Annotated in this window: 8 protein-coding genes; 7 read left to right on the top strand and 1 reads right to left on the bottom strand. The window is 66.9% G+C overall.

Annotated features, from left to right (window positions below):
* Positions 1 to 112 precede the first annotated feature (112 nt).
* The 5 genes from N878_RS08845 (at position 113) to N878_RS08825 (ending at position 5226) form a co-directional block, all read left to right on the top strand.
* Entirely contained in the window at positions 113 to 664 is a 552-nt protein-coding gene (locus tag N878_RS08845; protein ID WP_031302935.1) for a chorismate lyase, read from the top strand.
* A gap of 122 nt (positions 665 to 786) precedes the next feature.
* Entirely contained in the window at positions 787 to 1677 is an 891-nt protein-coding gene (gene ubiA, locus N878_RS08840; RefSeq protein WP_021443305.1) for a 4-hydroxybenzoate octaprenyltransferase, read from the top strand.
* An 84-nt stretch (positions 1678 to 1761) separates the two neighbouring features.
* The gene (gene phoB / locus N878_RS08835) at positions 1762 to 2451 is read left to right on the top strand and encodes a phosphate regulon transcriptional regulator PhoB (protein ID WP_003464641.1); all 690 of its coding nucleotides are present in this window, start codon (positions 1762 to 1764) and stop codon (positions 2449 to 2451) included.
* Positions 2452 to 2493: 42 nt separating this feature from the next.
* Positions 2494 to 3813: a phosphate regulon sensor histidine kinase PhoR gene (gene phoR / locus N878_RS08830; RefSeq protein WP_021443304.1), complete on the top strand. Its 1320-nt coding sequence runs from the start codon at positions 2494 to 2496 to the stop codon at positions 3811 to 3813.
* Between the two features lie 72 nt (positions 3814 to 3885).
* Complete coding sequence (locus tag N878_RS08825) at positions 3886 to 5226, top strand: hemolysin family protein (protein ID WP_021443303.1); 1341 nt, start codon at positions 3886 to 3888, stop codon at positions 5224 to 5226.
* On the opposite strand, the gene N878_RS08820 is transcribed toward N878_RS08825, so the two are convergent.
* The gene (locus N878_RS08820; RefSeq protein ID WP_021443302.1) at positions 5213 to 6373 is read right to left on the bottom strand and encodes a BCCT family transporter; all 1161 of its coding nucleotides are present in this window, start codon (positions 6371 to 6373) and stop codon (positions 5213 to 5215) included. The two genes, N878_RS08825 and N878_RS08820, sit on opposite strands and share 14 nt — an antisense overlap.
* Before the next feature lie 224 nt (positions 6374 to 6597).
* Between N878_RS08820 and rd the strand changes: the two genes are divergently transcribed.
* Entirely contained in the window at positions 6598 to 6765 is a 168-nt protein-coding gene (gene rd / locus N878_RS08815) for a rubredoxin (protein ID WP_021443301.1), read from the top strand.
* A gap of 73 nt (positions 6766 to 6838) precedes the next feature.
* Positions 6839 to 7445, top strand: a 607-nt coding sequence (locus tag N878_RS08810) for an FAD-dependent oxidoreductase (RefSeq protein WP_177342886.1), incomplete at its 3' end; no start/stop codon positions are given.

Here is a 7445-nt window from a genome sequence, read left to right as displayed (position 1 = left end):
ACAGCTCCTACAGGCAGGGCCGCCTGGACGAGGCATTATGCGTTTTGATCCACGAATGACTAACTGCCGCGTGCTAGACTCGCGCGCTTTCGTTCTGTGGTGATTGTCCTTCGTGCCCCACGCTGCCCTTGCCCATCCGCCGCGCTGGCTGACCTGCGCCCAGCTGCATCCGCAGCCGACCGCCGGGGTGCGCGACTGGCTGTTCAACCAGGACTCGCTGACCCGCCGCCTGACTGCCCTGTCCAACGACGGTTTCTCGGTAACGCCGCTACAGGAAGGTTGGCAGCGTCTGCGCAATGACGAGTGCGCCGCCCTCGGCGTGGCCGAGGGCAGCCAAGGCTGGGTGCGCGAGGTGTACCTGCGCGGCCACGGCCAGCCCTGGGTATTCGCCCGCAGCGTGGCGGCGCGCAGCGTACTGGAAGGCTCCGGGCTGAACCTGGCCGAGTTGGGCAGCCGTTCGCTCGGCGAGCTGCTGTTCAGCGATCGCGCCTTCGACCGCGGCGAGCTGCAGGCCTGTCGCTATCCCGCTGCCTGGCTGCCGCAAGAGGCGCGCGCCGAACGCCTGTGGGCGCGGCGCTCCTGTTTTAGTCGCGGGCCCCTCGGGGTACTGGTGGCCGAGGTGTTTCTACCGCAATTCTGGGCCGCAGCTGCTATCGAGCCTTAGGCCGGGGCAAGCGAAGCGGTACCCATCACCTGCATAGCCATGATGGGTTACGCCGTTACGCGCCTAACCCATCCTACACATCTCTCCCTTATACTCCGCGCAACCTCCACGGAGACGCTTCGATGTACACCCGCCTGCTGCAATCGACCACCCGCCTGCACCCGCGCGCCTGGGACTTCATCCAGCTGATGCGCCTGGACAAGCCGATCGGTATCTACCTGCTGCTGTGGCCGACGCTGTGGGCGCTATGGGTGGCGGCCGAAGGCGTGCCCAGCGCGAAGAACCTGTTCGTCTTCGTCGTCGGCGTGATCCTGATGCGCGCCGCCGGCTGCGTGATCAACGACTACGCCGACCGTAACTTCGACGGCCACGTCAGCCGCACCCGGGCCCGCCCGCTGGCCAGCGGCAAGATCCAGCCGCGCGAGGCGCTGATCCTGTTCGCCGTGCTGGTGGCGCTGAGCTTCGGCCTGGTGCTGCTGACCAACGCCGCGACCATCTGGCTGTCGTTCGGCGGCCTGGCCCTGGCGGCCTGCTACCCCTTTATGAAGCGCTACACCTTCTACCCCCAGGTGGTGCTCGGCGCGGCCTTCTCCTGGGGCATGCCGATGGCCTTCACCGCCGAGACCGGCAGCCTGCCGCCCGAGGCCTGGCTGCTGTACATCGCCAACCTGCTGTGGACCGTTGCGTACGACACCTACTACGCCATGGCCGACCGCGAGGACGACCTGAAGATCGGGGTCAAGTCCACCGCCATCCTGTTCGGCGACGCCGACCGTCTGATCATCGCCACCCTGCAGGGCCTGGCGCTGCTCTGCCTGCTGCTGGCCGGCGCGCGTTTCGAGCTGGGGCTCTGCTTCCACGCCGGCCTGCTGGTCGCCGCCGTCTGCTTCGCCTGGGAATACCACGCCACGCGCAACCGCAAGCCCATGGCCTGCTTCAACGCCTTCCTGCACAACCACTGGGCGGGGCTGGCGATCTTCGTCGGCATAGTGCTGGACTACGCCTGGCGCTGAAGCAGGCCGCGCACCTGTCATATCGCTGCAATAATTCCGTTATCTAATGCGGCGCAGACAGATGAACGAACCGAGGCGGTACCCATGGTTGGCAAGAACATCCTGATCGTCGACGACGAAGCACCGATCCGCGAGATGATCGCGGTGGCCCTGGAGATGGCCGGCTACGAGTGCCTGGAGGCGGAGAACACCCAGCAGGCCCATGCCGTCATCGTCGACCGCAAACCCGACCTGATCCTGCTCGACTGGATGCTGCCCGGCACCAGCGGCATCGAGCTGGCCCGCCGCCTCAAGCGCGACGAGCTGACCTGCGACATTCCGATCATCATGCTTACCGCCAAGGGCGAAGAGGACAACAAGATCCAGGGCCTGGAAGTCGGCGCCGACGACTACATCACCAAGCCCTTCTCCCCGCGCGAGCTGGTCGCCCGTCTCAAGGCCGTGCTGCGCCGCGCCGGGCCCAGCGACAGCGAGGCGCCGATCGAGGTTGGCGGCCTGCTGCTCGACCCCATCAGCCACCGCGTCACCATCGACGGCAAACCCGCCGAGATGGGCCCCACCGAATACCGCCTGCTGCAGTTCTTCATGACCCACCAGGAGCGGGCCTATACCCGCGGCCAACTGCTCGATCAGGTCTGGGGCGGCAACGTCTACGTCGAGGAACGCACCGTCGACGTGCATATCCGCCGCCTGCGCAAGGCCCTCGGTGATGCCTACGAAAACCTGGTGCAGACGGTGCGCGGCACCGGGTATCGTTTCTCCACCAAAGGCTGATCGCTGGCGCGGAGCTTCTGCGCACGCGCTCTGCTGACAAGGATGCGCTCCATCGTGAACCAAGACTGGCGTGGCGCCGTGGTGCGTCGCCTGCTGCTGCTGATCGGCGCCTGCCTGCTGCTGGGCCTGGTCACCGGCGAATATGCCTGGGCCCTGGCCGCCGGCCTGGCCGTCCACCTGGGCTGGACCCTCAGCCAGCTGCTGCGCCTGCACAAGTGGCTGCGCGAGCACAAACCCGACGAGCCGCCGCCGGACGGCTACGGCCTGTGGGGCGAGGTGTTCGACAGCATCTATCACCTGCAGCGGCGCAACGAGAAGGCGCGCGGCCGTTTGCAGGCGGTGATCGATCGCGTGCAGGAGTCCACCGCGGCGCTCAAGGACGCGGTGGTGATGCTCGACAGCCAGGGCAACCTGGAGTGGTGGAACCGCGCCGCCGAGACCCTGCTGGGCCTGAAGACGCCGCAGGACAGCGGCCAGCCCATCGCCAACCTGGTGCGCGACCCGCGTTTCAAGGACTACTTCGAGCGCGGCAACTATGCCGAGGCGCTGGAGATTCCCTCGCCGGTCAACGACCGCCGTCGTTTGCAATTCCATATCACCCAGTACGGCAACCGCGAGCACCTGCTGCTGGTGCGCGACGTCACCCGCCTGCATCAGCTGGAGCAGATGCGCAAGGACTTCGTCGCCAACGTCTCCCACGAGCTGCGCACGCCGCTGACGGTGATCGCCGGCTACCTGGAGACCCTGCTGGACAACGTCGAGGCGGTCAATCCGCGCTGGCTGCGGGCGCTGCAGCAGATGCAGCAGCAGGGCGCGCGCATGCAGACGCTGCTCAACGACCTGCTCTTGTTGGCCAAGCTGGAGGCCACCGACTACCCCTCGGACAACCAGCCGGTGGCGGTCGACCTGCTGCTGCTGTCGATCAAGAACGACGCCCAGGCGCTGTCCGGCGAGCAGCACCATCGCATCAGCCTGGAAGCCGACCCGCACCTCAGGCTCAAGGGCAGCGAGGCGGAGTTGCGCAGCGCCTTCTCCAACCTGGTGTTCAATGCGGTGAAGTACACCCCGGCCGGCGGCGAGATCCGCATCCGCTGGCAGGGCGACGAGCAGGGCGCGCACCTCAGCGTGCAGGACACCGGCATGGGCATCGAGGCCAAGCACCTGCCGCGGCTGACCGAGCGTTTCTACCGGGTCGACTCCAGCCGTGCCAGCAACACCGGCGGTACCGGCCTCGGCCTGGCCATCGTCAAGCACGTGCTGCTGCGCCATCGCGGCAATCTGGCGATCGTCAGCGTGCCGGGCAAGGGCAGTACCTTCACCTGTCATTTCGCCCCGGCGCAGGTGGTGCAGCGCGTCCGCTGAGGCCGCCTCGGCTCTTGCAAAGCGTCGCGCCAGCCCCCACCCTCTAGCGGTCATTGGCCAACCCGAATCCCCATGGACCCTTCCACGAGCCTCTCCGCTTCCACCTACTTCGCCGACTTCGGCCTCGTCCTGTTCGCCCTGTTTCTGGTCCTGCTCAACGGCTTCTTCGTCGCCGCCGAGTTCGCCATCGTCCGCCTGCGTGCCACCAAGGTCGACGCCCTGGCCGAGGCGCACGGCTGGCGCGGGCATATCCTGCGCACCGTGCACAACCAGATGGACGCCTACCTGTCGGCCTGTCAGCTGGGCATCACCCTGGCCTCGCTGGGCCTGGGCTGGGTCGGCGAGCCGGCCTTCGCCCACCTGCTCGAGCCGCTGCTCGGCGCCCTGGGCGTGGAGTCGCCCAAGCTGGTGCACGGCATCGCCTTCTTCACCGCGTTCTCGATCATTTCCTACCTGCACATAGTGGTCGGCGAGCTGGCGCCCAAGTCCTGGGCGATCCGCAAGCCCGAGCTGCTTTCGCTGTGGACGGCGGCGCCGCTGTACGCCTTCTACTGGCTGATGTACCCGGCGATCTTCGTCCTCAACGCCAGCGCCAACGCCATCCTGCGCGTCGCCGGCCAGGGCGAGCCGGGGCCGCACCACGAGCACCACTACAGCCGAGACGAGCTCAAGCTGATCCTCCACTCCAGCCGCGCCAGCGCGCCCAGCGACCAGGACATGCGCGTGCTGGCCTCGGCGGTGGAGCTCGGCGAGCTGGAAGTGGTGGACTGGGCCAACTCGCGCGAGGACCTGGTGTACCTGGAGCTCAATGCCAGCCTCGACCAGGTGTTCGCCACCTTCCGCCGGCACAAGTACAGCCGCTACCCGATCTTCGACGAGAGCAAGGGCGAGTTCGTCGGCGTGCTGCATATCAAGGACCTGCTGCTGCACCTGTCGCTGCTGGAGATGCTGCCCTCGGCGCTCAAGCTGGGCGAACTGATGCACCCGCTGGAGCGGGTCAACCGGCACATGCCGCTGTCGCAGCTGCTCGAACAGTTCCGCCAGGGCGGCGCGCACTTCGCCCTGGTCGAGGAGGCCGACGGCAAGGTGATCGGCTACCTGACCATGGAGGACGTGCTCGAGGCCCTGGTCGGCGATATCCAGGACGAGCACCGCAAGGCCGAGCGCGGCATCCTCGCCTACCAGCCGGGCAAGCTGCTGGTGCGCGGCGACACGCCGCTGGCCAAGGTCGAGCGCCTGCTCGGCGTCGACCTCGACCATATCGAGGCCGAGACCCTGGCCGGGCTGATCTACGACTACCTCAAGCGCATGCCCGAGGAGGAAGAGGTGCTGGAAACCGACGGCCTGCGCATCATCGTCAAGAAGATGAAGGGGCCCAAGGTGGTGCTGGCCAAGGTGCTCAAGCTCGACTGACGCCTGGCCGTGGCGCGCCGATGCCGCGCAACGCCGGACGGCAGCGGCGCAGCAGCAGGACCAGGGTCACGGCGTACAGGCCGATCACCGTCAGGCCCACCCAGTGGATCTCGAACGGGGTGAACTTGAAGGCCAGCACCAGGACGCCGAGCAGGGTGAAGTGGCAGGCCAGGAAGCGCCCGCGGCCCAGGCGCTGCACGCTGAGGCCGAGGTTGTCGCTGTACAGGCGCACCAGCGAATCCACCGAGTTGATCACGAAGATCACCCCCACGGCGAGCATCGCCAGCTTCCACAGCGGGGCGATGGCGATGTTCTCGGCGAAATGGTGGTGCAGCACGGCGAACCAGATTGCCAGCGGAATCGACGGGATGATCAGCAGCGCCAGCAGCAGCTGGTAGGTCTTCAGGCCGCCGACGAAGCGCGAGACGAACTGGCCGATCATGATGCTCCAGGCGAACCACCAGAACAGGTAGAAGGCGTGGTAGTCGCTCAGCGGCAGGACGAAGCGCGGCAGCTCGGCGAAGTAGCCGCTGCCGATGGCCGCCGCCGCCGCGGCGAAATGCTCGGGGCCGACCCCACCGACCAGCGCCATGGCCAGGATCAGGGCGAAGAACAGCCAGGTGGAGGCGACGCTGAGGATCTTCAGGTAGCGGATATCGGTGCTGGAGTAGATCGCCGCCAGGAGGATCGCCACCACCGTCAGGTACTGCCAGGCCTCGCCGACCTCGGGGGCGTACCAGGCGATATTGACCAGGAACAGGTAGGCGGTGAAGGCGCAGGTGGCGACTATCACCAGGTTGTTCACCAGCTTCACCGGACGCAGCTCGAACAGTTTGACCTTGGGTTCGATCACGCAGAAGTAGAAGGTGGTGATGAAGTACAGCAGCCAGACCAGGAAGCCCCAGAAGCCGAAGGCCACCGCCAGCGGGTTGGAGAACTGGTAGGGCGCCTCGCTGGCGTACACCGGGAATTCGGTGAGCGGGAAGATGATCAGGCCCATGTCCAGGCCCGAGGTGAAGAGGATGGCGAGGAAGGTGAACAGCCCCACCGGCTCGCTGCCGGTGCAGCGTAGCCGGCCCCAGCGCAGCAGCACCCAGAGGGTCAGAGCGAGGAGGGCGAAGATCGCCGCGGAGAGAATCGCGTTCATCGGTGCGTGGCCTCGTGCTTTCTTGTTGGAATCGCCCGGTTTTCCCCGGGAGGCCCTGGATACTGCTTCAACCCCGGCCCGCGGACATATCCGAGGGCGTCACGTTGCGTACCGATTACGGCCATGCGGCGCCCCAACCTCCGTCTGGAGGGGGCGCCGCGCGCTTGGCTGGCGAACCCTATCTGGAGTAGGGTCGGTGTGAGCGGGCGCGGAAGGAGAGGGCGATGCGCAAGTGGCAATGCGTGGTCTGCGGTTTCATCTATGACGAGGCCGAGGGCCTGCCCGAAGAGGGCATAGATCCCGGCACGGCCTGGGAGGACATTCCCGCCGACTGGGTATGCCCGGACTGCGGCGTGGGCAAGGCGGATTTCGAGATGATCGAAGTGTCCTGAGCGGCACGGTTTCTTTCACTGGATCAATGGCGACGGCCCGCGGGCCGTCGCGTCGTATGCGAAGCGAGGAGTTGTGAACATGAGTGCACCTGTGGTGATCGTCGGCACCGGCCTGGCCGGCTACAACCTGGCCAAGGAATGGCGCAAGCTGGACGGCGATACGCCGCTGCTGCTGATCACCGCCGACGACGGGCGCTCCTACTCCAAGCCGATGCTGTCCACCGGTTTCGGCAAGAACAAGGACGCCGACGGCCTGGCCATGGCCGAGATGGGCGCCATGGCCGAGCAGCTCAAGGCCGAGATCCGCACCCACACCCGCATCACCGGCATCGACCCGGAGCACCAGCGCCTGTGGATCGGCGAGGAAGCCGTGGCCTATCGCGACCTGGTGCTGGCCTGGGGCGCCGAGCCGATCCGCGTGCCGGTGGAAGGCGACGCGCAGGACGCCATCTACCCGATCAACGACCTGGAGGACTACGCGCGCTTTCGCGCGGCGGCGGCCGGCAAGCGCCGCGTGCTGCTGCTCGGCGCCGGGCTGATCGGCTGCGAGTTCGCCAACGATCTCAGCGCCGGCGGCTATCAGGTCGAGCTGGTGGCGCCCTGCGAGCAGGTCATGCCCGGCCTGCTGCTGTCGTGCGTGGGTATCGATGCCAACAGCGGCGTCTATCGCTTTACCTTCG

The organism is Pseudomonas sp. EGD-AK9 (assembly GCF_000465935.2).
In the GTDB taxonomy this organism is placed as follows: domain Bacteria; phylum Pseudomonadota; class Gammaproteobacteria; order Pseudomonadales; family Pseudomonadaceae; genus Aquipseudomonas.
This window is presented reverse-complemented; position numbering and strand designations above follow the sequence as displayed.